Source organism: Streptomyces sp. S063 (assembly GCF_002832675.1).
In the GTDB taxonomy this organism is placed as follows: domain Bacteria; phylum Actinomycetota; class Actinomycetes; order Streptomycetales; family Streptomycetaceae; genus Streptomyces; species Streptomyces sindenensis.
In genome coordinates, this window is record NZ_CP021707.1 from 4,176,788 (window position 1) to 4,199,488 (window position 22,701).

Annotated in this window: 19 protein-coding genes and 1 tRNA gene; 13 read left to right on the top strand and 7 right to left on the bottom strand. The window is 69.0% G+C overall.

The genetic code is table 11. The features are described 5' to 3' along the window. Positions 1–56 precede the first annotated feature (56 nt). The 7 genes from CCZ36_RS19300 (at position 57) to CCZ36_RS19330 (ending at position 12,181) form a co-directional block, all read left to right on the top strand. Positions 57–1,592: a DUF7059 domain-containing protein gene (locus tag CCZ36_RS19300; protein WP_128818211.1), complete on the top strand. Its 1,536-nt coding sequence runs from the start codon at positions 57–59 to the stop codon at positions 1,590–1,592. A gap of 632 nt (positions 1,593–2,224) precedes the next feature. After that, positions 2,225–2,422 carry a hypothetical protein gene (locus CCZ36_RS19305; RefSeq protein WP_006126426.1) on the top strand — a complete coding sequence of 66 codons (198 nt, stop codon included), beginning with the start codon at positions 2,225–2,227 and terminating at the stop codon, positions 2,420–2,422. A 281-nt stretch (positions 2,423–2,703) separates the two neighbouring features. After that, positions 2,704–5,592, top strand: a complete 2,889-nt coding sequence (topA, locus tag CCZ36_RS19310; RefSeq protein WP_128818212.1) for a type I DNA topoisomerase — start codon at positions 2,704–2,706, stop codon at positions 5,590–5,592. A 164-nt stretch (positions 5,593–5,756) separates the two neighbouring features. Beyond that, on the top strand, positions 5,757–9,002 hold the full coding sequence (gene tmk, locus CCZ36_RS19315; RefSeq protein WP_128818213.1) for a dTMP kinase: 3,246 nt from the start codon (positions 5,757–5,759) through the stop codon (positions 9,000–9,002). Positions 9,003–9,154: 152 nt separating this feature from the next. Next, entirely contained in the window at positions 9,155–10,360 is a 1,206-nt protein-coding gene (locus CCZ36_RS19320) for a DNA polymerase III subunit delta' (protein WP_069735492.1), read from the top strand. 109 nt (positions 10,361–10,469) lie between these two features. After that, complete coding sequence (locus CCZ36_RS19325; RefSeq protein WP_128818214.1) at positions 10,470–11,999, top strand: alpha/beta hydrolase; 1,530 nt, start codon at positions 10,470–10,472, stop codon at positions 11,997–11,999. Positions 12,000–12,107: 108 nt separating this feature from the next. Then, positions 12,108–12,181, top strand: a tRNA-Thr gene (locus tag CCZ36_RS19330). 505 nt (positions 12,182–12,686) lie between these two features. Here the strand turns inward: CCZ36_RS19330 and CCZ36_RS19340 are convergent. The 5 genes from CCZ36_RS19340 to CCZ36_RS19360 form a co-directional block, all read right to left on the bottom strand. After that, positions 12,687–13,274 carry a class IV adenylate cyclase gene (locus CCZ36_RS19340; RefSeq protein WP_128818215.1) on the bottom strand — a complete coding sequence of 196 codons (588 nt, stop codon included), beginning with the start codon at positions 13,272–13,274 and terminating at the stop codon, positions 12,687–12,689. An 11-nt stretch (positions 13,275–13,285) separates the two neighbouring features. Continuing rightward, positions 13,286–13,948, bottom strand: a complete 663-nt coding sequence (locus CCZ36_RS19345; RefSeq protein WP_128818216.1) for a class I SAM-dependent methyltransferase — start codon at positions 13,946–13,948, stop codon at positions 13,286–13,288. Beyond that, on the bottom strand, positions 13,866–14,438 hold the full coding sequence (locus CCZ36_RS19350; RefSeq protein WP_128818217.1) for a hypothetical protein: 573 nt from the start codon (positions 14,436–14,438) through the stop codon (positions 13,866–13,868). The genes CCZ36_RS19345 and CCZ36_RS19350 overlap by 83 nt, the downstream gene beginning before the upstream one ends. A gap of 61 nt (positions 14,439–14,499) precedes the next feature. Beyond that, positions 14,500–15,402: a radical SAM protein gene (locus CCZ36_RS19355; protein WP_128818218.1), complete on the bottom strand. Its 903-nt coding sequence runs from the start codon at positions 15,400–15,402 to the stop codon at positions 14,500–14,502. Between the two features lie 104 nt (positions 15,403–15,506). After that, a complete protein-coding gene (locus CCZ36_RS19360) occupies positions 15,507–16,199 on the bottom strand; it encodes an HAD family hydrolase (RefSeq protein ID WP_128818219.1) in 693 nt (230 codons plus the stop codon). A 96-nt stretch (positions 16,200–16,295) separates the two neighbouring features. Here CCZ36_RS19360 and CCZ36_RS19365 point away from each other — a divergent pair, with 96 nt between their 5' ends. Together CCZ36_RS19365 and CCZ36_RS19370 are read left to right on the top strand one after the other, a co-directional pair. Continuing rightward, positions 16,296–17,069 carry a helix-turn-helix domain-containing protein gene (locus tag CCZ36_RS19365; RefSeq protein WP_206515751.1) on the top strand — a complete coding sequence of 258 codons (774 nt, stop codon included), beginning with the start codon at positions 16,296–16,298 and terminating at the stop codon, positions 17,067–17,069. Continuing rightward, a complete protein-coding gene (locus CCZ36_RS19370; protein ID WP_128818220.1) occupies positions 17,056–17,523 on the top strand; it encodes an NUDIX hydrolase in 468 nt (155 codons plus the stop codon). Before CCZ36_RS19365 ends, CCZ36_RS19370 begins: the two co-directional genes overlap by 14 nt. Here CCZ36_RS19370 and CCZ36_RS19375 read toward each other — a convergent pair. Next, positions 17,511–18,074: an HD domain-containing protein gene (locus tag CCZ36_RS19375; RefSeq protein WP_128818221.1), complete on the bottom strand. Its 564-nt coding sequence runs from the start codon at positions 18,072–18,074 to the stop codon at positions 17,511–17,513. The genes CCZ36_RS19370 and CCZ36_RS19375 overlap by 13 nt on opposite strands. Before the next feature lie 131 nt (positions 18,075–18,205). Continuing rightward, positions 18,206–18,742, bottom strand: coding sequence for a very short patch repair endonuclease (locus CCZ36_RS19380; protein ID WP_128818222.1), 537 nt, complete (start codon positions 18,740–18,742; stop codon positions 18,206–18,208). A 31-nt stretch (positions 18,743–18,773) separates the two neighbouring features. Here CCZ36_RS19380 and CCZ36_RS19385 point away from each other — a divergent pair, with 31 nt between their 5' ends. The 4 genes from CCZ36_RS19385 (at position 18,774) to CCZ36_RS19400 (ending at position 22,480) form a co-directional block, all read left to right on the top strand. Next, a complete protein-coding gene (locus CCZ36_RS19385; protein WP_237302702.1) occupies positions 18,774–20,033 on the top strand; it encodes a DNA cytosine methyltransferase in 1,260 nt (419 codons plus the stop codon). Then, positions 20,030–20,218: a hypothetical protein gene (locus CCZ36_RS19390; protein WP_128818223.1), complete on the top strand. Its 189-nt coding sequence runs from the start codon at positions 20,030–20,032 to the stop codon at positions 20,216–20,218. Before CCZ36_RS19385 ends, CCZ36_RS19390 begins: the two co-directional genes overlap by 4 nt. Positions 20,219–20,289: 71 nt before the next feature. Further along, entirely contained in the window at positions 20,290–21,300 is a 1,011-nt protein-coding gene (locus CCZ36_RS19395) for a DUF4928 family protein (protein ID WP_128818224.1), read from the top strand. Positions 21,301–21,451: 151 nt separating this feature from the next. Next, positions 21,452–22,480: a DUF4928 family protein gene (locus CCZ36_RS19400; RefSeq protein WP_128818225.1), complete on the top strand. Its 1,029-nt coding sequence runs from the start codon at positions 21,452–21,454 to the stop codon at positions 22,478–22,480. Positions 22,481–22,701 lie beyond the last annotated feature (221 nt).

Sequence of the window (22,701 nt, forward strand, 5' to 3'; positions counted from 1 at the left end):
ACCCGGTGGGTGTCCGGGCCGCTGCCGTTGTCGGTGCGACCGGACACAATGGGAGGGTGAGTAAGAGCAGCCTTCCCGCACCCGACCACGCCGCCGCCCTCCGTGAGGCCCTGCTCGCCGCGGACTTCACCGCGGACGGGCTCCTCGACCGCCTCGGCGCGCCCGCCTACGCCGCCCTTGCGCGCAGCGAGACCGTCCCCGCCCTGCGGGCCACCCGGGGCGACACTCCGCTCGACACGCTGGTGCGGCTGTTCCTTCTCCAGCGCCCCGTCACCGAGGAGCGGGCCCGTGAAGCCCTTCCGCTGGATGAGTGCGTCGAGGACGGCTGGGTGAATCGCGAAGGCGGTGCGGGCGGGGAGATCCGTGCACGCGTCGACGTACGGCCGTACGGGGGGCCGGACGGCGAGGACTGGTTCATCGTGTCCGACCTCGGCTGCGCGGTCGGCGGCGCGGGCGGGATCGGCTCGCGCGAGGAGGGCGTCGTCCTCGGCGTCGGCGGAGCCTCCACCACCCTCGCCGGGATCACCGTGCGTACGCCGGTCGCCTCGGCGCTCGATCTCGGTACGGGCTCCGGTATCCAGGCGCTCCACGCCGCCCAGCACGCGACCCGGGTCACCGCCACCGACCTCAACCCCCGTGCCCTGGAGTTCACCCGGCTCACCCTCGCCCTGTCCGGCGCCGCCCCCGCCGACCTGCGCGAGGGGTCCCTCTTCGAGCCGGTGGGCTCCGACACGTTCGACCTGATCGTCTCCAACCCGCCGTTCGTCATCTCGCCCGGTGCCCGCCTCACCTACCGGGACGGCGGCATGGGCGGCGACGACCTGTGCCGCACGCTGGTGCAGCAGGCGGGCGACCATCTGAACGAAGGGGGTTACGCCCAGTTCCTCGCCAACTGGCAGCACGTGGAGGGCGAGGAGTGGCAGGACCGGCTGCGCTCCTGGGTGCCGTACGGCTGCGACGCCTGGATCGTCCAGCGCGAGGTCCAGGACGTCACGCAGTACGCCGAGCTGTGGCTGCGGGACAGCGGCGACCACCGCAGCGACCCCGCCGAGTACGACGAGCGGTACGAGGCGTGGCTCGACGAGTTCGAGGCCCGGGGCACCACGTCCGTCGGCTTCGGCTGGATCACTCTGCGCAAGTCCTCCGCGGCGGCGGCCGGGAACCCCTCGATCGTCGTCGAGGAGTGGCCGCACGCGGTGCAGCAGCCGCTGGGCCGGGCGGTGGAGGAGCACTTCGCCCGCCAGGACTACCTCCGCGACCAGGACGACGCGGCGCTGCTCGCCGGGCACTTCACCCTTGCCGCCGAGGTCGTCCAGGAGCAGGTCGGCCTGCCGGGGGCGGAGGACCCCGAGCACGTGGTGCTGCGCCAGCACCGGGGCATGATGCGGGCGACCAAGGTCGACGCGGTGGCCGCCGGGTTCGCCGGTGTGTGCGACGGGTCGCTGCCCGCCGGGCGGATCCTGGACGCCATCGCGCAGTTGATGGCGGAGGACCCGGTGCTTCTGCGTGACCGGACACCGCAGGCGATCCGGCTGCTGGTCGAGGAGGGCTTCCTGGAGCCGGCGTCCGGCGTCGGGGCGCGGGGGGAGTAGGGCGGCCGTGCCCGGGGGCTCGGAGTGCGGGACTCGGGGTGCCGGTCGGTCGGACCGACGCCCGGGTCCCGGTCGTTCCGGTCGCCCGGGTGCCGGTCGTCCCGGTCGCCGGGGCTGTCGGGGGCACCCTTCGCCCCGGACGCCTGGAGCCCCGCATACCGGGAGGTTCGCAGCCCCGGGCGCCCGGGTGTCGAATGCCCGCCCGGCCGGGGCGTGCCCGCCGCCCCGGCCGTGCCGAGTGCGGCCGGTCGCCCCGAGTGCGGGCCGGGTGCCTTCCGGTACTGACCCGTGCTGGTCGTTGTCCGAGGCGCGCTGTCCTTATTGACCAGCGTGTTCGTGTGCCGCACTTCCCGCGTGGCGCGCCCGGACCGTACATTCCGGTCACGGGCGTCCCCGGCCCGGGCCAGGACCCGCCCCCGGCCCCGGCCCCACCCCTCCGCGTCCCGCCGAAAGCGTTCCGCCGGTCGGCGGGGGAGTGCTGTTCACCCGGGGTTCGTGTGGGCGACGCCCCCGGGTGACAGCCTCCCCGTGCCGGGCCGCCCAGGTCCGGCTCCGACGGGCCGGCCCGGCCCGTCCCGGGCGGCTCCCCGACGAGCCGTGCGACGGGTCACACGACGGTCCAGGGGAACGACATGGAGAGCGCCACCGCAGTCTTCGCCGGTACGGCCCTGGCCCTGTTCGGCGCCGCCCTCCTGATCTGGACAGGGGCGCGAGCCCTGCACCGCGCGCCGGTGGCGCACGGTGTGAGCCCGGTCGCCTCCACCGCTCTCACGACGCTCTTCGGCGTGGTTTTCCTCGGCCTCGGTGTGTGGGTCTTCACGCACGTCTGATCCCCGCCTCCGGCCGGGCGACGCCAGGGCCGACGGGTCTCCCGGCGGACACCGCCACCGTCTCCGAAAGGCCGCGGGCCGAAGCCCCGCGTGGCGCGGACCCGGCGGTCCGGGCGGCAGGAATGGCGGAAGTCGGGTTACCGTTCGAGTGGCCGTTGCGGGCTTTTGCCGTTTGACACGGGGGCGGGTTGTACCGTCACACTCCGCAGCGACAGCACCGCGGGCGGCGTCATGACGCCGCCCGGATGCCCACCGAGTGTCGACCGGAGAGAAGAGCGAAGTTGTCCCCGACCAGCGAGACCGCACAGGGCGGCCGCCGACTCGTCATCGTCGAGTCGCCTGCCAAGGCGAAGACGATCAAGGGCTATCTCGGCCCCGGATACGTCGTCGAGGCGAGCGTCGGGCACATCCGCGACCTCCCGAACGGCGCGGCCGAGGTCCCGGACGAGTACACCGGCGAGGTCCGCCGCCTCGGCGTGGACGTCGAGCACGACTTCCAGCCCATCTATGTCGTCAACGCGGACAAGAAGGCCCAGGTCAGGAAGCTGAAGCAGCTGCTGGCCGAGTCCGACGAACTCTTCCTCGCCACCGATGAGGACCGCGAGGGCGAAGCCATCGCGTGGCACCTCCAGGAAGTCCTGCGGCCCAAGGTCCCGGTTCACCGGATGGTCTTCCACGAGATCACCAAGGACGCGATCCGGGCCGCCGTGGCCAATCCGCGCGAGCTCAACCAGCGCATGGTCGACGCCCAGGAGACCCGCCGCATCCTCGACCGTCTCTACGGCTACGAGGTTTCGCCGGTCCTGTGGAAGAAGGTCATGCCGAAGCTCTCGGCGGGCCGCGTCCAGTCCGTCGCCACCCGCCTCGTCGTCGAGCGGGAGCGGGAGCGCATCGCCTTCCGCTCCGCCGAGTACTGGGACCTCACCGGAAAGTTCGCCACCGGCCGCACCGGCGACGCCTCCGACCCCTCGAACCTCACCGCCCGCCTCAGCTCGGTCGACGGCCGCCGGATCGCCCAGGGCCGCGACTTCGGCCCCGACGGGCAGCTCAAGGCCGGCTCCGCCCAGACCCTGCACCTGGACGAGGCGAACGCCCGGGCGCTCGCCGCCGCGCTCGCCGACTCCGCCTTCACGGTCCGGTCCGTCGAGTCGAAGCCGTACCGCCGTTCCCCGTACGCCCCCTTCCGGACCACGACCCTCCAGCAGGAGGCGAGCCGCAAGCTGGGCTTCGGCGCGAAGGCGACCATGCAGGTGGCGCAGAAGCTGTACGAGAACGGCTTCATCACCTATATGCGTACGGACTCCACGACCCTCTCCGACACCGCGGTCGCCGCGGCCCGGGCCCAGGTCACGCAGTTGTACGGGGCGAACTACCTCCCCGAGAAGCCGCGTACGTACGCCGGCAAGGTCAAGAACGCGCAGGAGGCGCACGAGGCGATCCGCCCCTCCGGCGACCGCTTCCGCACCCCCGCCGAGACCGGGCTCACCGGCGACCAGTTCCGGCTCTACGAGCTGATCTGGAAGCGGACCGTCGCCTCCCAGATGAAGGACGCGACGGGTAACTCGGTCACCGTCAAGATCGGCGGCCGGGCGAGCGACGGGCGGGACGCCGAGTTCTCCGCCTCCGGCAAGACGATCACCTTCCACGGCTTCATGAAGGCGTACGTCGAGGGCGCCGACGACCCGAACGCCGAGCTGGACGACCGCGAGCGCCGGCTGCCGCAGGTCGCCGAGGGCGACGCGCTGTCCGCCGACGAGATCACGGCCGACGGGCACGCCACCAAGCCCCCGGCCCGCTACACCGAGGCCTCGCTGGTCAAGGAGCTGGAAGAGCGCGAGATCGGCCGCCCCTCCACGTACGCCTCGATCATCGGGACGATCCTGGACCGCGGTTACGTCTTCAAGAAGGGCACGGCGCTCGTCCCGTCCTTCCTGTCCTTCGCCGTGGTCAACCTGCTGGAGAAGCACTTCGGCCGGCTCGTCGACTACGACTTCACCGCCCGGATGGAGGACGACCTCGACCGCATCTCGCGGGGCGAGGCCCAGTCCGTGCCGTGGCTCAAGCGCTTCTACTTCGGCGCCAAGCCCGGAGACGACACCGCCGGAGCCGGAGCGGCCTCCGACGCGGGCAACGGCGACGGCGACCACCTCGGCGGTCTGAAGGCGCTGGTCACCGACCTGGGCGCGATCGACGCCCGGGAGATCTCCTCCTTCCCCGTCGGCAACGACATCAAGCTCCGCGTCGGCCGCTACGGCCCGTACATCGAGCGGGGCGAGAAGGACGCCGAAGGCCACCAGCGCGCCGATGTGCCCGACGACCTGGCCCCCGACGAGCTGACCGTCGAACTGGCCGAGGAGCTGCTGGCCAAGCCCAGCGGCGACTTCGAGCTGGGAGCCGACCCGGTGACCGGGAACCAGATCATCGCCAAGGACGGGCGCTACGGCCCGTACGTCACCGAGGTGCTGCCCGAGGGGACGCCGAAGACCGGCAAGAACGCGGTGAAGCCGCGCACCGCCTCGCTCTTCAAGACCATGTCCCTGGACACGGTCACCCTCGCCGACGCCCTCAAGCTGATGTCGCTGCCGCGCGTCGTCGGTGAGGACGCCGAGGGTGTCGAGATCACCGCGCAGAACGGCCGGTACGGCCCGTATCTGAAGAAGGGCACCGATTCCCGGTCGCTGACCTCCGAGGACCAGCTCTTCGACATCACCCTCGAAGAGGCCCTCGCGATCTACGCCCAGCCCAAGCAGCGCGGCCGGGCCGCCGCCAAGCCCCCGCTGAAGGAGCTGGGCACCGACCCCGTCAGCGAGCGGCCCGTGGTGGTCAAGGACGGCCGCTTCGGCCCGTACGTCACCGACGGCGAGACCAACGCGACGCTGCGGACCGGCGACAGCGTCGAGGAGATCACGCCCGAGCGCGGCTACGAACTGCTCGCCGAGAAGCGCGCCAAGGGGCCCGCCAAGAAGAAGACGGCCAAGAAGGGCCCCGCGAAGAAGGCGACGGCCAAGAAGACGGCCGCGAAGAAGACGACGGCCACCAAGACCACGGCCGCCAAGAAGACCGCTGCGAAGAAGACGACGACGGCCAAGAAGGCGACGGCCACGAAGACCGCTGCCAAGAAGGCGACGGCCACGAAGACCGCCTCGTCCTCCGTTCCGTCGGACGACTGACGGCCGCACCGAGCGGACAGCACCCCGCCCGGCGCCTCGATCCCCGTGATCCCGGCGCCGGGCGGCGGCGCGTCAGGGCCCGTGAGGGCCTGGCCGAAAGGTGTCCACGTCCATATGTTCGGACGGGCCGACAGTCACCGCACCGCTGCCGATAGGCTGGGCGGATGACGCGAGCCGAGCAGCCAACGGTCGTGAGCCCCACCTCCGACACACTTGCCGCAGACTCACGCGAGCGCGCCGTACGGGCCCTGTTGCGCATTCCTCCGCTGAAGCGGTTGTGGAGCGCCCAGCTCGTCGGCGGTATCGGCGATGCACTCGCCCTTCTCGTGCTGGTGCTGCTGTCGCTGCAAGCGGCGGTCCTTGAGGGCTCATTCGGCACCGGATACCGCGGGGCGGCCTTCGCCGTCGCCGCCGTCTTCGGTGCCCGGATCCTTTCCACCCTGTTCTTCGGAGCCGTACTCCTGGGACCCCTGACGTCCCTCACGGGGCCCGGCGGAAAGCTGGACCGACGATGGCTGATGATCGGGGTGGACGGGCTGCGCCTGGCGCTGCTGGTCGTCGCCCCGCTGTGGATCGACTGGACGCCCGACAAGGCGCTCATGATGATCCTCATCACCGTCTTCGTGACCGGCGCCGGTGAGCGCCTGTGGGCCGTGGCCAAGGACAGCGCCGCCCCGGCGCTGCTGCCCGGCCCGCCCCTCGAAGGCGCGGCCGTACGCCCCCTGCCCGACCACCTCGACGCCCTGCGCCGGCTGTCGCTGCGGACGAACTTCCTCGCCGTGCCCGCCGCCGCTGCGGTCCTGCTCGTCGCCACGCTGGTCGGCAACCTCCTCGGCTCGGGCCTGGAGTGGTTCTCCTTCCACCAGGCGGCCCTGGGGTCCTACGTCGCGGCGGGGCTCTTCTCCGCCTCCATCTCCACCCTGTACTTCCTGGAGTTCCCCGCCGACCGGACGCCCCGGCCGCGCTCCCCGCTGGAGGGCCTGCGCCGCCCCGCCACCGGCACCGGCCCCGACAAGGGCCGCACCGGCGCCGTCCCTCTGCTGGTCGCGGTCTGCGCCGCCGTCGCCGGAGCCGTCGCCGCCGCCGCGGCCGTCTCCGTCCTGCACGCCTACGACCTGGGCGGCGGGCCGGCCACCTTCGCGCTGCTGATCCTCGGACTGACCGGCGGCACCGCCCTCGGCATCCGCACCGCACGCCACGTACTGCCGACCCTGTCGCGCCGCCGTCTGCTGGCGCTGGCCACGGCCGTCACCGGCCTCGCGCTCCTCGCGCTCGGCCTGGTGCCGGACACCGCGACCGGGATCGCCGTCTCCCTGCTCGCCGGTTACGCCGCCGGGGTCGCCGCGAACACCGGGCACACCCTGATCGACCAGGAGACCGAGGCGTTCCGGCAGGCCCGGACCACCGAGCACCTCCAGGCCGTCGTCCGGGTGCTCGTCGCGCTCGGTGCGGTCGCAGGACCGCTGCTGGCCGCCGCGATCGGGCGGCACCGCCTGGTCGCCGGTGACTTCGTCTTCGCCCACGGCGGGGCCGCCTTCACCCTGATGCTGCTCGGCGCGCTGCTGCTGCCCGTCGCCGCGTTCGTCCTCGCCAAGGCGGACGACCGGGCGGGCGTGCCGCTGCGCCGGGACCTGCGCGAGGCGCTGCGCGGCGACGAACCGGCCGTCGCGCCCGCCGCCACCGGCTTCTTCCTGGTCCTGGAGGGCGGCGACGGAGCGGGCAAGTCCACCCAGGTCGAGGCGCTCGCCGACTGGATCCGGTCCAAGGGCCACGAGGTCGTCGTCACCCGCGAGCCCGGGGCCACCCCCATCGGCAAGCGGCTGCGGTCGATCCTCCTCGACGTGTCCTCCGCCGGTCTCTCCAACCGGGCCGAGGCCCTGCTGTACGCCGCCGACCGCGCCGAGCACGTCGACTCCGTCGTCCGCCCGGCGCTGGAGCGCGGCGCGATCGTCATCTCCGACCGCTACATCGACTCGTCCGTGGCCTACCAGGGCGCGGGCCGGGACCTGGCCCCGACCGAGATCGCCCGGATCTCGCGGTGGGCGACGAGCGGCCTCGTACCGCATCTGACGGTGCTGCTGGACGTCGACCCGGCGACCGCGCGGGAACGGTTCACGGAGGCGCCGGACCGGCTGGAGTCGGAGCCGGCGGAGTTCCACGAGCGGGTACGGTCCGGGTTCCTGACCCTGGCCGCCGCCGACCCGAACCGCTATCTGGTGGTGGACGCCGGCCAGGAGCCGGAGTCGATCACCACGGTCGTACGTCACCGGCTCGACCAGCTCCTCCCGCTCTCCGAGGCCGAGATCGAGGCCATCGAGGAGGCCCGGCGCAAGGCCGAGGAGGAGGCGCGGCGCAAGGCCGAGGAAGAGGCCGCCCGCAAGGCCGAGGAGGAGCGCCTGGAGAAGGAGCGCCAGGAGCAGCTCGCCCGGCTGCGCGCGGAGGAGGAGGAGCGCAAGCAGCGCGAGCTGGAGGAGGCCCGCCGCCGCGAGGCCGAACGCCAGGCGGAGGAGGCCCGGCAGCGTGCCGAGGAGGCCCGCCGCCGCGCCGAGGAGGACCGGCTCCGGCTGGAGGCCGAGGAGCGGGCCCGCGAGGCCGAGCAGGAGCGGCTGCGCCTGAAGGCCGAGGAAGAGGCCCGGCAGCGCCAGGAGGCCGAGGCGCTGCGGCTGGAGAAGCAGCGCAAGGCCGAAGAGGCCCTGCTGCGCGCCGAGGAGGCCCGCCGCCGGGCGGAGGCCGAGGCGGCCGCGCGTACGGAGGCGGCGCGGGCCGAGGCCGAGCGCGCGGAGGCGGAGCGGGCGTCCCGTTCCCGTACGGATTCCCGTCCGGAGGCATCCTCGCGTTCTGAGGGCGCGGCGGGGCCGACGGTGCCGGAGAACGAGATCACGGTCCCCACGCCGATCGTGAACCCGAACGAGATCACGCAGCCGGTTCCGGCGGCGCGACCGGAGGACGGTGGTCCTACGGGTTCCGGTTCCTCCGGTTCCGGACGCTCGGGCTCCGGTTCGGCTTCCGGGGACGACGAGACGGCGATGCTGCCGCGCTACACGGACCAGCGGCCGACGGGGCCGGCAGGGTCGGCGGGTCCTCGGCAGGCCCGGGACGCCGACGAGACGGCCGTGCTCCCGCCGGTACGGGGCGACCAGCCGTCCGACCGGGTGCCCCAGGGCTTCTTCCGGGACGAGAGCCCGGCGCCCTCGCCCGCGGAGAGCGAGAACGAGCGCACCCGGGAACTGCCGCAGGTCGAGGACCCGAACGCCCCGGCTCCGGACCGCCGGCGGGGGGCCCGCAAGCGCCCCCGCCCGGACTGGGCGGAGGAGACCCCGCTGGACGATCTGCCGACCCTGGCGGACGAGCTGCTCGGCGGCCAGGACGACGAGGACCGCGGCGGCAGGGGACGCCGCCCGCGCGGCTGACGCGTCGGCCGAGGCGCCGCGGAGAAGTACCGGCCCGTCCGTCCCTCCGGGGGCGGGCGGGCCGGACTGTCAGTGGCGTCCTCCACAATGGAGAGCGACGACGCACCGCGGTTCGCGGGCAGTGCACGACACCACCGGAAGGGCGGTGACCCATGACCGTATGGGACGACCTGGTCGGACAGGACCGAGTGCAGGAACAGCTCGCCGCTGCCGCCCGGGACGCCGATGCGCTGGTCACCGCCGTGTCCGACGGCAAGCTGCTGGACCAGGGCTCGAAGATGACGCACGCCTGGCTGTTCACCGGACCGCCCGGTTCCGGCCGGTCCACGGCGGCGCGGGCGTTCGCCGCCGCGCTCCAGTGCACGAGCCCGGACCGGGCGCTGGGCGGAGCCCCCGGCTGCGGATTCTGCGACGGCTGCCACACGAGCCTGGTCGGTACGCACGCCGACGTCGAAGTGATCCGGACGGACCTGCTCTCCATCGGTGTGAAGGAGACCCGGGACCTGGTCAGGCGCGCCCAGCTCTCCCCGGCGGTCGGGCGGTGGCAGGTCATCGTCATGGAGGACGCCGACCGCCTCACCGAGGGCGCGGGCAACGTCCTGCTGAAGGCGGTCGAGGAGCCCGCGCCGCGCACGGTCTGGATGCTGTGCGCCCCCTCGCTCGAAGACGTCCTGCCCACGATCCGCTCCCGCTGCCGGCACCTCACCCTGAGCACCCCACCGGTGGAGGCCGTGGCCGATGTGCTGATCCGCCGCGACGGCATCGACCCCGAGCGGGCGCACAACGCGGCGCGCGCCACCCAGGGGCACATCGGGCGGGCCCGCCGTCTCGCCACGGACGAGCGGGCGCGGGCGCGGCGGGCGGCGGTGCTGAAGGTTCCGCTGCGGGTCGCCGACGTGGGCGGCTGCCTCAAGGCGGCCCAGGAGCTGATCGACACGGCCACCGACGACGCCAAGCAACTGGCGGAGGAGGTCGACGCCAAGGAGACCGACGACCTCAAGGCGGCGCTCGGCGCGGTGGCCGGGGGCCGGATGCCGCGCGGTACGGCGGGGGCCATGAAGGAGCTGGAGGACAGGCAGAAGCGCCGCAAGACGCGTACACAGCGCGACAGCCTGGACCTGGCGCTGACCGAGCTGACCGGGTTCTACCGCGATGTGCTGGCGCTCCAGCTGGGTTCGAAGCTGGCCATCGCCAACGTCGACGTACAGGACTCCCTCGACCGGATCGCGGAGTCCTCGACGCCCGCGCAGACCCTGCGCAGGATCGAGTCGGTGATCGCCTGCCGGGAGGCGATGGACCGGAACGTGGCGCCGCTGCTCGCGGTGGAGGCGATGACGATGGCGCTGCGGGCGGGCTGAGGTCTCACGGGGTCTGTTCAGCTGCGGGGCCCTGCTCGCCTGTGCGGCCCGGTTCACCCGAATGAGCAGGGAATCGTACGACTCGTCACCCGGCGGATACGCTCCCTGAATGGATACCAGGCGCCTGCTCCGCACCTTCGCCATCGGGATCGGCACTGCCGGTCTGCTCATCTCCGGCTGCAGCGGCAGCGGCTCGTCGCCGAACGCCTCGGCCACCGGCACCGCGGCCCCGGAGGGGCTGACGGCGTACTACACGCAGAAGCTGAGCTGGCGCGACTGCGGGGTGGAGGGGTTCGAGTGCACCACGATGAAGGCGCCGAGGGACTACGACAAGCCCGACGACGGGGACATCGAGCTTGCCGTCTCCCGTAAGAAGGCCACCGGCCCCGGCAAGCGGATCGGTTCCCTCCTGGTGAACCCGGGCGGCCCCGGCGGCTCCGCGATCGGCTATCTCCAGGGGTACGCGGCACTCGGCTATCCCGCCCCTGTGCGGGCCCGCTACGACATGGTGGCCATCGATCCGCGCGGCGTGGCCCGCAGTGAGCCCGTCGAATGCCTCACGGGCAAGGAGATGGACGCCTTCACCCAGGTCGACCAGACACCGGACGACGACGCGGAGGTCCGGAAGCTCACCGCCGCCTTCGAGAAGTTCGCGGCGGGCTGCGAGAAGCGGTCCGGCGAGATCCTCCCGTACGTCTCCACCGTCGACACGGCCCGCGACATGGACGTCCTGCGCGCCCTGCTCGGCGACGAGAAACTGCACTACGTCGGAGCGTCGTACGGCACCTTCCTGGGCGCCACGTACGCCGACCTCTTCCCGCAGCGGGCCGGCCGACTGGTCCTGGACGGGGCGATGGACCCGTCCCTGAAGGCGATCGACATGAACCGGGACCAGACGGCGGGCTTCGAGGGGGCCTTCCAGTCCTTCGCCGCCGACTGTGTGAAGCAGCCGGACTGCCCGCTCGGCACCACGAACACCGCCGACGCGGCAACGGCCCTCAAGCAGCTCTTCACGGACCTGGACGCGAAGCCGATCCCGACCGGCGACGACCGCGAGCTGACCGAGTCCCTGGCCACCACCGGCGTGATCGCCGCGATGTACGACGAGGCGGCCTGGCCGCAGCTCCGCGAGGCACTGGAGGGCGCGCAGCGCAGCGACGGCTCGGGCCTCCTCTCGCTGGCCGACAGCTACTACGAGCGCGAGCCGAACGGGAAGTACGCGAACCTGATGTTCGCCAACGCCGCCGTGAACTGCCTCGACCTGCCGCCCGCCTTCGACGGCCCCGACGCGGTCGAGAAGGCGGTCCCGGACTTCGAGAAGGCCTCCCCGGTCTTCGGGCGCGGCTTCGCCTGGGCCTCCCTGAACTGCGCGTACTGGCCGACGAAGGCCACCGGCACCCCCCACCGCACCGAGGCGAAGGGCGCCGCGCCGATCGTCGTCGTCGGCACCACCCGCGACCCGGCCACCCCGTACACGTGGTCCAAGGCGCTCGCGGACCAGCTCTCCTCCGGCACGCTGCTCACCTACGAGGGCGACGGCCACACCGCGTACGGCCGGGGCAGCGACTGCATCGACACGGCGATCAACACGTACCTCCTGGAGGGCACCCCGCCCGCCGACGGCAAGAAGTGCACCTGACCCACGCTGACCAGGACAAACGCCTCCGGGGATGCCGTGTGCGGAGCACCCCCGGAAACTGTGTAGACTTGGCTCCGCTGCTGATCGCACCATAGTGCGACAGGGCGCGCCGCCTTAGCTCAGTTGGCCAGAGCAACGCACTCGTAATGCGTAGGTCTCGGGTTCGAATCCCGAAGGCGGCTCAGTTGAACCCCAGGTCACATAGTCTGTGACCTGGGGTTTTCTGTTGCTCGAGGCATGGCAGGACACATGGTCGAGGTACCGTGGTTTCGCCTGCGTGACCAGGGCGGGGGCTTAACCTCGGCGGAAGAGCCTGCTCTGGCCCCGATGCTTGCCGGTTCTCTTGCCGGAGGTCGACTGCCCCACCTCGGCGGATTCGCTTGGCCGGGTGGACCCGGAGGGCGGTTCTCGTTGAAGAAGGGTTGCCAGACCCGTTCCTGCAGCTCGCCGATGCAGGCGCCGCACGCGTACATCGGGGCTTGCGCCCCGGCGACTCTGGCGGGGCCGATCCACAGGACGCGCGTCCACCGCTGCCCGCAGTAGAGCCAGCAGAGTCCGTCGACCCACTCGTTGCCGTCGTCGGTGGCCGCCGGTGAGGGCAGTCCTCCTCGGGCGAACTCGGCGATCCCGGGGATCACCCTGTGCTGTAGGGCGACTTCCGTCAGCACCGCTCGCCTCTCTCCGTGATCAACAGTCCTGGGCCGTGGGAGAAGCGTCCTTCTGCTTCTCGGCTTCGGAGAACAGCAGCGTGGGCTCGGCGAGGATGTCGCGGCTGGACTCGCTCTTGTAGATCTCGTCGACGCTGCCGAACCGGGCCTCGGAGTAGTCGAGGTCCAGCAGCGCGGCGGCCTGGCGCACCGACGCCTCGTGGGGTCCTTCGATCTCCAGAAAGGTGGGAAGGTCCGGCCAGGTGTCGAAGTCGAAGGCGACCTCTCCCAGGCGCCATTCCTCGCGGTAGTTCTCCTGGTACCGGACCTCGGTGAGGCCGACCCGGCGCAGGATATCGGCCATGGCGTGCAGGTCGGTGACCTCGGTTTCGATCTCCTTGGTGCCGTCGATCGTCGTGGCGTCGGTGACCTGCTTGAGCGTGAGCGTCGAGCGGGTGCCCTCGTCCCGCAGGCGGATCCAGGCCCCGCCGTCGAGGGAGTCGTTCTCGAAGATCTTGCGGGTGAGGAGAGTGCGGGGGAACGCCTGGACGGCACCGAGGGCGCTCAGCTTGGTCTGGAGGTCGGCGACGTCCACGGACAGGAACTTCGCCTCGTACTCGTGCTTCATGGGGCCTTCTCTCAGAAGTGGTCGGTGAGGGTGGACGTCCGGGCCGCGAGCAGCAGGCCCATGCGGTGGGTGTGGTCGTGCAGCTGGCCGACGTGGGGCCGCTCGGTGAACTCGGTGGTGCGCAGAGTGAGCAGTACCTCCCAGTCGCCGATGAAGTGGGGGTGAAGGCGTTCCGGGGAGGTGTAGTGCTCGATCATGTGGTGGCGTCTTTCGACGGGCATCATGAACTCCGCGCCGAACACACCGCCCGGGCGGACCAGGCGCTGCATGCGGTCGACGAACTCGCCGAGCGGGCGGTGGTGGTTGGCACTGTAGTGCCACGAGCAGCTCGTCCAGACCGCGTCGCACTGCAGGCCCAGAGGTTCACCGTCCAGGAAGTCGTCCTCAACGACCTCGACGCGTTCGTGGAGTTCTTCGAGCTTCAGTCGATCGATCAGTCCCAACGCGTGGGCCTGGCTGTCACCCGGGAGGTGGACGTCGCCCCCATGGAGGGCGACCGCGTCACGTTCGACGGCGACGACGCGGTAGCCGGCGGCGGCGAGGGGCAGGACGAACTTGCCGTCGCTCGCGCCGACCACCGCGACGGTGGCGTCAGGGGCGACACGTTCCCGCAGCGTGGCGAGAAACTGCGGGAAGAACGTGAGGGTGTGCTCCCACAGGCTTTGGGTCTGCATGGGAGTGCGCTCCTTGCGTATCGGTATTCATGATCACTCGGAGAACCTCGTCGGGACTGCGCCCCGTGGTGTCGACGCGATGCATGGGGAACGAGGCGTAGGCGTCCGTCACCCGGTCCGTAACGGTCTCGATCAGTGAGTCCCACCGCGACACCGGCTTGTTCCGCCCAGCGAGTCGACGCTGTCTCTCGTCCTCGTCGCAGACGAGGTGGTATGTAGCGGGTGTCGGCAGCCAACTCGGCAGGGTGATACCGAGCCGTGCCCCCAAGGCCCGGTGAGTGGCGAGGCACCGGGCGAAGTAGCTCTCGACGACGACCGGGACGCCGACGTCGAGGTGGTGCTGGATCTCCTCGGCCGCGGTGAACAGGCCAGAGAGGTAGAAGCACATCCGTGCCTCTACGTTCGTCCGCTCGTCCAACGCCTGTCTGAGCGGCTGGTAGGGCAGCGGGACGGTAGCGACGAGGACGGCCTGCCGGGCGGCGGCGAGCATGGGCGCCAGAGTGGATTTGCCGGTGCCGCGTAATCCCTCCAGGCTCTCGAAGCGCGGGTGATCAGGCACGGCCGTACACCACGTCCGGTACCGCGAGGGTGAGCTCGTCGACGGACGAGGGCTTGTGGACGATGCGTCCTGCCGCCTTCTCGTACCAGAAGGCGTGCGCGTCCTTGCCCACGGCCTTGCAGGACATGGTCAGCGCACCGCGCGGGTCGACCTCGACGCGGTCGATTTCGCGAGGACCGTCGGAGGGGGCGCACACCTGCGGGGCACCGTCCTCGGAGAGGTCCTCGTCGACGACCACCTCCAAAGGCAGATCGGCTGACGCCAGATCGTCCCGGAGCCGGCCGTAGGCGGAAGGGGAGGTGACCAGCAGTTCGGGGTGGTCGGCGGCGTTGCCGACCGGCCGCAGGTGGTGGAGTTTGAGCTGCCGGACCCCGAGCTGCGCCAAGGCCCTACCGAGGGGCAGTACTTCGGCGATGTTCCGCGAGGTGACGGTCATGGTCGCGCCGGTCGGAACGCCGAGATCCCGAGCCAGACCGAGCGCGTTCAGGGCGCTCTGGTAGCTGCCCTGCTTTCGGATGCCGTCGTTGGTCGACCCGACGCCCTCCAGCGAAACCCTGAGCAGGTCCAGGTAGGGGGCGATCTCGGTCAGACGGCGCTCGATCCGGTACCCGTTGGTGCAGATCTCGACGCGCAGGCCCAGTTCCTCCTTGGCGTGGAGGACGACCTGCGCGAGGTCCCGGTGGACGAAGGGCTCTCCGCCGAGCAGTGTCACGGCCTCGGTGCCGTACTGGTCCCGCATCAGGGTGAGGAGATCCGCGGCTTCGTCGACGGTGAAGGCGTCGGCGTACTGGAGCCGCTTGCCGTGGAAGCAGTGCAGGCACGTGAAGTTGCAGCGGTAGAGCAGCTGCAGGTACAGCATGCGGATCTTCTTGATCCCGGTGACTTCCTCGATCACGTCGGCTCCTTCGGCTGGTTGCCTGGTGGGAGCCTGATAGTGGCCTTCTGCTCGGGGACCTCGACACCGCGTTCGGGGACGGTCCAAGGACGTCCTGGGACGTTTCAGTGACCTGCGAAGGACTCCAGGATGCCGAGGACACGCTTCGTGTCCGACAGGTCGGGCAGGACTTCGACGGCTCCGGCGGCGGTCAGTTCCTCCTGGCTGTGGATGCCGGAGGCGACAGCGAGGACGCCGGAGCCTGTGGTCAGAGCCGCTTCCACATCACGAGGGGTGTCCCCCACGAGGACGGTGGGAATGTGGGCCGGAACACCATGAAGCCGCTGTGCGCGCTCGCGGGCGACAGCGACCAGGTGGGGGCGGAGTTCGGCGTCCGCTCCGTAGGCGCCGACCGGTAGATCAAGCAGGGAGTCGAGGCCGAACGCAGCAAGCTTCACACGGGCGTTGGCGGAGATGTTGCCGGTGAGGACTGAGGAGACCCAACCGGTCTGAGCCGAGGCGGCTTTCAGGGCGTCGTGCACACCGGGCAGGGCGGTCCCGCGCCTGCGCAGCTCCTCCTGGCGCGCTTCCCCTGCCTGGGCGAGCGCCGTCTCGACGAAGTGCCAGTCGGGCACGGGTAGCCCATCGCGGACGAACATGTCGCGCATGATCAGTCGATCCGTACGCCCCTCAGTACGCGCGGGCTCCGTGGGCTCCCGACCTGAGAGGCCACGAAAGGCAGCGGCGTAGATCTCCTTGCTGACCCCCGCGTTCTCGATGAGGGTGTGGTCGATGTCCCACAGGACGAAGAGCTCCATGCCGCCAGAGTAGGCAGTCCGCGAGGTTCCACTACAGCGGACTGCGTCCCAAAACGTCCTTGCGCGATCACGCGCCGTGCCGATTCGATGGCTGCTGTGAACAACCGACTGCGCACTGTGCTCGGCCAACGCGGCGTCTCGCCCGATGCACTCGCCGAGATCTGCGAGGTGGATCCCAAGACGGTCAGTCGATGGCTGGGCGGACGGATTCCCCATGCACGGCACCGATTCCGCGTCGCGCGACACCTGCGCGTCGAAGAGACCTTTCTCTGGCCCGAGCCGTCCAAGCGTCCAGGCCGGCCAAGGGACGGGTTAGGCACCGAGCTGGTCGGCACCTACCAGAACCGGGCCAGCGTGCCCCGGGATGTATGGCTCGCACTGCTGCGAGAGGCGCGGCACGAGATCGGCGTCCTCGTCTTCTCCGGCACCTTCTTCGCTCAGTCCAACCCCCACGTCGCCAAGATGCTCTCCGAACGCGCCGCCGACGGCGTCCGGGTTCGCCTGTGCTTCGGCGATCCCGGTGGACAGGCAGTCGCCGTACGCGGCCGCGAGGAGGGAATCGGCGACACCCTCGCCGCCAAGATCCGCGCCTCACTGACGTACTACCGCCCGCTGCTGGGCGAGGCCGGGTGCGGCGTACGACTCCACGACACCACCCTCTACACGTCCATGTTCCGCTACGACGACAACCTGCTCGTCAACCCACATATCTGGGGTCAACCAGCCAGTGCCAACCCCCTCCTGCACCTCAAGAGGGCGGGCGATACGGGGTGGTTCGACAACTACGCTGAAAGCTTCGACGCCGTCTGGGCCGCTGCGAGGCAATGGACACCCGACCAGGAGAGGACCGCCGACCATGGGCAGGACTGAGTACTACAACGACCCCTCTGCCCCGAAGGCGAACACCCTTATCCCTGCCAGCAACCTGCTCGTCGCCGACGAGACAGGCGCCATCCTCCTCCAGCGGCGCCGCGACACCGGCCAGTGGGCCCTCCCCGGCGGAGCACAGGACATCGGTGAGACCGCGGCCGAGTGCGCGGTGCGCGAGTGCCTGGAAGAGACCGGGATCATCGCGGAGCTCACCGGGTTCCTCGGCGTCTACACCAACCCGAACCACATCGTCGCGTACACCGACGGCGAGATCCGCCAGCAGTACGAGAACACCTACATCGGCCGGCCCGTCGGCGGAGTGCCCACGATCAACGACGAGGCCGACGGCGTCCGCTTCGTCCAGCCGACCGACCTCGACCAGTACGACATCCACCCGAGCATGCGACAGCAGATCGGGGACTACCTCGCCGGTACCTACCCCTACCTCGGCTGAGCCGCCAGGGCGGCTTCCACCCGCTCCACGGAGGCAAAGATCTCCGGGGCCGCCCGGCGGATGAACCGCCCGACCACGCTGTCGTCCCCGTAGCGGCTGCGGATCTCCGCGACCCGGTCCTGCGCGGTGGTTCGGTCGCCGTCAGGCGTGGTCGTCATGTCGCAGTACACGAGGGCGTCCACCAGCAGCGGCTCCTCCAGCAAGGGGAACTCCGCCGCGAGCTCCTCGCGCAACCCGCGCTCCTCTGCCTCAAGGAGCGCAAACGAGTGGTTCGCGACCAACCGCACCAGCCGCTCGTCGGCCCTGTGCTCGTCCCGAAGGAACCGGGCTCCGTCCAGGGGGTGGAAGCCCGTCACCGCCAGGCGAGGCGCATACCCAATGTCATGCAGCGTGGCGGCGGCGACAAGAAGACTGGCATTTTGGTTGAGGACCTGGCCTACTTCGGCCGCGCGGTTGGCCACTCCCTGCGTATGCGCCCACCTCCGTGGAAGCGACCTGCTGAGCTCGGCATCGGCGACCTGCGCCGCCCACTCCTCGATCAGATCGGCCATGTCGGGCCTCCCGCCCCCAATCCTTCTCGAACACACCACGGCGAGCTGACAGTGATCATGGACGTTCGCGGCGGGCCCACGCCCGTCTAGCCCCATCCGCCACTCGCACGACCCGAGGGCGGTCGGTGTCGCTAGCGAGAGGGTGGTTGCTTGCGTGAAAGCACCACCGAACGAACACGCTCAGCTGCCAGAAGAACATCCTCATGCTCCCAGATGCGAATGGGCTCCCAGCCAGCGTCGCGCAGCCGCTGATCAGTGTCGGCGTCGCGCGCCTTATTACGCGCCACTTTGTCAGCCCAGTACTGGCCGTTCCGGACGGCCACGGTGTGGTGTTCGGGGCAGCCGTGCCAGAAGCACCCGTCGAGGAAGACAGCAACCCTAGCCCTTGCGAAGACGAGGTCGGCTGTGCGCCTGACGGTAGGCAGGGGCCGCGCAGCAACGCGATATCTCATCCCGAGTGCGTGCACAGCGCGGCGCAACGCGAGTTCGGGGGCTGTGTCCCGGCTCCGGTTTGCCTTCATGCTCGCGCGTACAGCCTCGTTGGAGGCCCACGACGGTTGATCCTGGTTCACACTCCATCGTAGGTCGCTACGGGCTGCGATGGGCAAGGGTCGGCAGGTTGCCGAGCGGCCCGGCCGAAGCTCGCGGGCCGTGCCATCCACTCCCATGATCAATAAGCTGTGACCTAGGATCTAGCCTGTGACTCTTGCACCGGCATCCACCTCTCTCATCCCTCGCGTCTCCGTCGGCGAGGCGAATGGTTCGGCAGCGAAGCTGGAATACGCCGTAGCCGAGTTCTTCGCTGGCATCGGTCTGGCCCGGCTGGGGCTGGAAGGCGCTCGCTGCGGTTTCAAGGTCACGTGGGCCAACGATCTCGAAGAGAGTAAGCAGAGCACTTACCTCGGCCACTTCGGCCAGGACGAGGCTAAGCGCTATAAGGTCCAGAACATCAAGGACGTCGCCAAGGACATCGACGCAGCCGGTGTGCCGAGGAACCTTGACCTCGCATGGGCGTCCTTCCCGTGCACGGACCTGTCTCTGGCCGGAGGCCGTGAGGGACTCGCTGGCAGTGCGTCGGGAACATTTTGGGATCTCACGGACATTTTGGGGTGCCTAGGATCCGACAAGCCTCGAGTGGTGGCCTTGGAGAACGTCAACGGGTTCGCCACCAGCCACGGCGGTGAGGACATCAAGGCCGCCGTGCGTAAGCTCAATCTTCTGGGCTACTCGGTCGATGTGATCACCCTGGATGCCCGCCGCTGGGTTCCGCAGTCCAGGCCGAGGCTCTTTCTCGTCGCCAGTCTGGAAAAGCCACTGCGCCGGGACGACGCTCGTAACACCGAACTTCGACCGAAGTGGCTCGACACCGTTCTGGACGCTCCTGGGCTCGTCACGCATCGCGCTCTGCTTCCCTCGCCACCCCCCTTGCTGACCGAGGGCTGGACGGACTTGGTCGACGGCGACTCGGACGACGGCGTCGAGTGGTGGGACAAGGAACGGACCGCGAAGTTCACAGCCGAGCTGTCGAATATCCAGAAGAAGCGCAAGGGCGAAATTGCAGTCGCCGGGAAAACGATCTATCGAACCGCGTACCGGCGTACCCGGGGAGGCGTTCCCGCGTGGGAAATCCGCGCTGACGACATCGCTGGCTGCCTCCGCACCGCAGGGGGTGGCTCATCGAAGCAGGCAGTCGTGCGGATCAGGAAGAACCAGCCGCTCAAGGTGCGCTGGATGACGGCACGTGAGTACGCCAAGCTCATGGGTGCCCCGGACTACACACTGCCGGAGAGTCGCAATCAATCGATCATGGGCTTCGGTGATGCCGTGTGTGTGGACGCGGTCCGGTGGCTGGCCGAGAACTACCTCGAACCGCTTCTGTCGGGCAGGATGCTGTCGCCCACCGAGGGGTGCGATGCGGAACCAGCTGACGAGACCCTGCGCGAAGTCGTGTACGCGTGATCCGTGAACCGGCTGAGGTGGTCGTCCGGGCTGACGGCAGGGTAGAGCTCCCGCTGGGACTTCTTGCCGAAGCCGGCGTCGATCTCGGCGAGCGCCTACTCGCTTTCAGCGCTGATGACGGGTTGATCGTGCTCCGGAGGTTGGAGGACGCTACCCGCGACCTCCTTGATGGGCAAGGGCTCTGATCGAGCAAGACCGTTAGCCCGTCGTTCTTGAACCGCCGAAGCACGACGCCGTCTTTAAGGGGAGCCGTCAAGTGGTATCGATCGAGAGTCAGCAGCCTTCTGAGGCCGTGAACAGCGCCGCCGACGCGATGATCAAGCAGATAGAGCCCTGGTATGAGAGTCGACGCAGCAAGAAAGGGACGGTCGACTCCAACGTCATGTGTGCCGGGCTCTACATCACAGAGTTCCTGTCTACTGCGTTTCCGCTTGCACATGGTGACTATAAGGCGGACTCCCAGGTCAAGGGGGCAAGCGGTTCGAAGGCCAAGGCCCTTCTGGCCGATCATGCTGAAACCCGGCAGTTCACCAGCGAGGGCGGTCGAACTTCGCGGCTCACAATCAAGCACGCTGAGACTCTCGCCGAGATAATCAACCTGGCAGGCTCCCAGGAAGGTGTGGAGGGGTTCACTCCCTTGGAACGGAACCTCCTGGCGCGCATCTTGCAAGGCTGGTTCGTCGCCCGAATTCAGGAAGACTATTTCGGCAAGCAAAAGGTAAGCGCGGAAATCGACCCGAACTTCTCCGTTCGCACGACCGTCGCAAATCTGCTGGAGGCAGGGCGTGAGCGCGGCGGAAACACTGCCGGTGCCATCGCACAGCACCTGGTAGGGGCAAAGCTTCAGATCCGCTTTCCGAACGAGAAGATCAACGTCGAGAGCTACACGACAGCTGACGTGCAGACTGGACGGGCTGGAGACTACGAGGTCGGTGATACGGCCATTCACGTGACGATGTCCCCCGGTGAGAAAGTCTTCAGCGAGCGATGCGCCGGAAACCTCAAGAATGGCTTCAGGCCACGGGTTTTGGTGCCGGAAAACGCCGTGGCAGCTGCTAGCCAGATCGCGCGTTTGGCCGGCTTTCACAAGCAGGTAGCTGTCCAGTCCATCGAGGACTTTGTAGGTACGAATATCGAAGAGGTCGCCGGTTTCGCCAACGCTGAGATCAAGGCTCAGTTGCGGAAGCTCTTGGAACTCTACAACGATCGTATCGATGCAGCCGAGGCGGACAAGTCCCTCAAAATTGAGATCCCTACAAACCTGTGATGCTGCTTCGAAGGGGTGCCGGACGCACCTATGGCGCGGATTGGCAGCCAGGTGGAAAGCTGCACATGCGACCACTCGGCGCATTGTGTGAGGCGGATATGAAACGGCGGCGCGAGGCGTCGGCCTCGCTGAACGAGAGGCCCAGACGGCGATGGTGACGATTAACGACGAAACGGAGATTTCTTCGCGCGTTCGGAATGCCGCCGATCTCATGCTGGAGGCAATCGAGGCGTGGTACGAAGTCAAGCGCGACAGGAAGGGAAATGTATTCTCGAACGTCATGTCGACGGGGCTTTACATGACTGAGTTCCTGGCCTCTGGTTTCCCTCTTGAGGAGGGGTTTTACGCAACGGAATCACAGTTGAGAGGAGCGAGTGGCCGAAAAGCGAAGGAAATCTTGGCCGGTCACGGTGAAACTCGCAAATATCCAGCGATGGGCGGTCGGACCTCCCGGGGAACGATTGGTCACGCTCGTGAACTGGCCCACGTGCTCAACACGGCAGGCGAGGCTGCTGGGGTAATTGATTTCGACGCCGTAGACCGTGGTTCGCTGGCCTTTCTGCTTCAGCAGTGGTTCGTCGGGCGGGTGCGCGAAGACTACTTCGAAAAGAAGAAGATCACCGCTGATCTCAACCCGGACTGGTCGATCCGTGCCGTGGTCAGCTCGGTTCTCCATGCTGCGCGCCAGAGGCCCGGCAACGCAGCCGGTGCGGTGGCGCAGCACCTTGTGGGAGCCAAACTCAAGATTCGTTTCGACGGTACCGGCGTCCGGATCGATGGAATAAACGATGAAAGCTACACAACGGCCGATCAGCAGACTGGTCGAGCTGGCGACTATCAGCTCAACGACACTGCCATTCATGTGACGATGTCGCCCACGATGGAGCTTTTCTCCGGGCGTTGCCAGGATAACCTGAATAACCGTTTTAGGCCGCGAGTGCTGGTCCCGAGCGACCAGCTTGGACGCGCCACCACCTACGCTCAAGACGCAGGAATTGACAATCTCGTGGCTATCCAGTCCATCGAGGATTTTGTAGGCACCAACATCGAGGAGACTGCCAGCTTCTCTCAGGCAGAGATCAGAAAGCGGCTGAGGGATCTCGTGGTGATCTATAACGACCGTATCGAGGAAGCCGAAGTCGACATGTCGCTCAAGATCGAGATCCCGCACAATCTTTGAACCGTCGGTCGTTGGTGCAGTAGTCTCCCCTGCCCGGAACGCGCCCTTATCTGCGTGAGCGCTGCGTGAGCGGACAGGGTGGTGCAGGATGGATTAGGCGGTACGCGGGTGCCTGGCCGCACCTTCCTGAACTGCGGAAACGGGATTTGACGGCACGTCCCGGCACGCCTCGAGACGATCTTGCAGGCCCTCGTAATGCGTAGGTCTCGGGTTCGAATCCC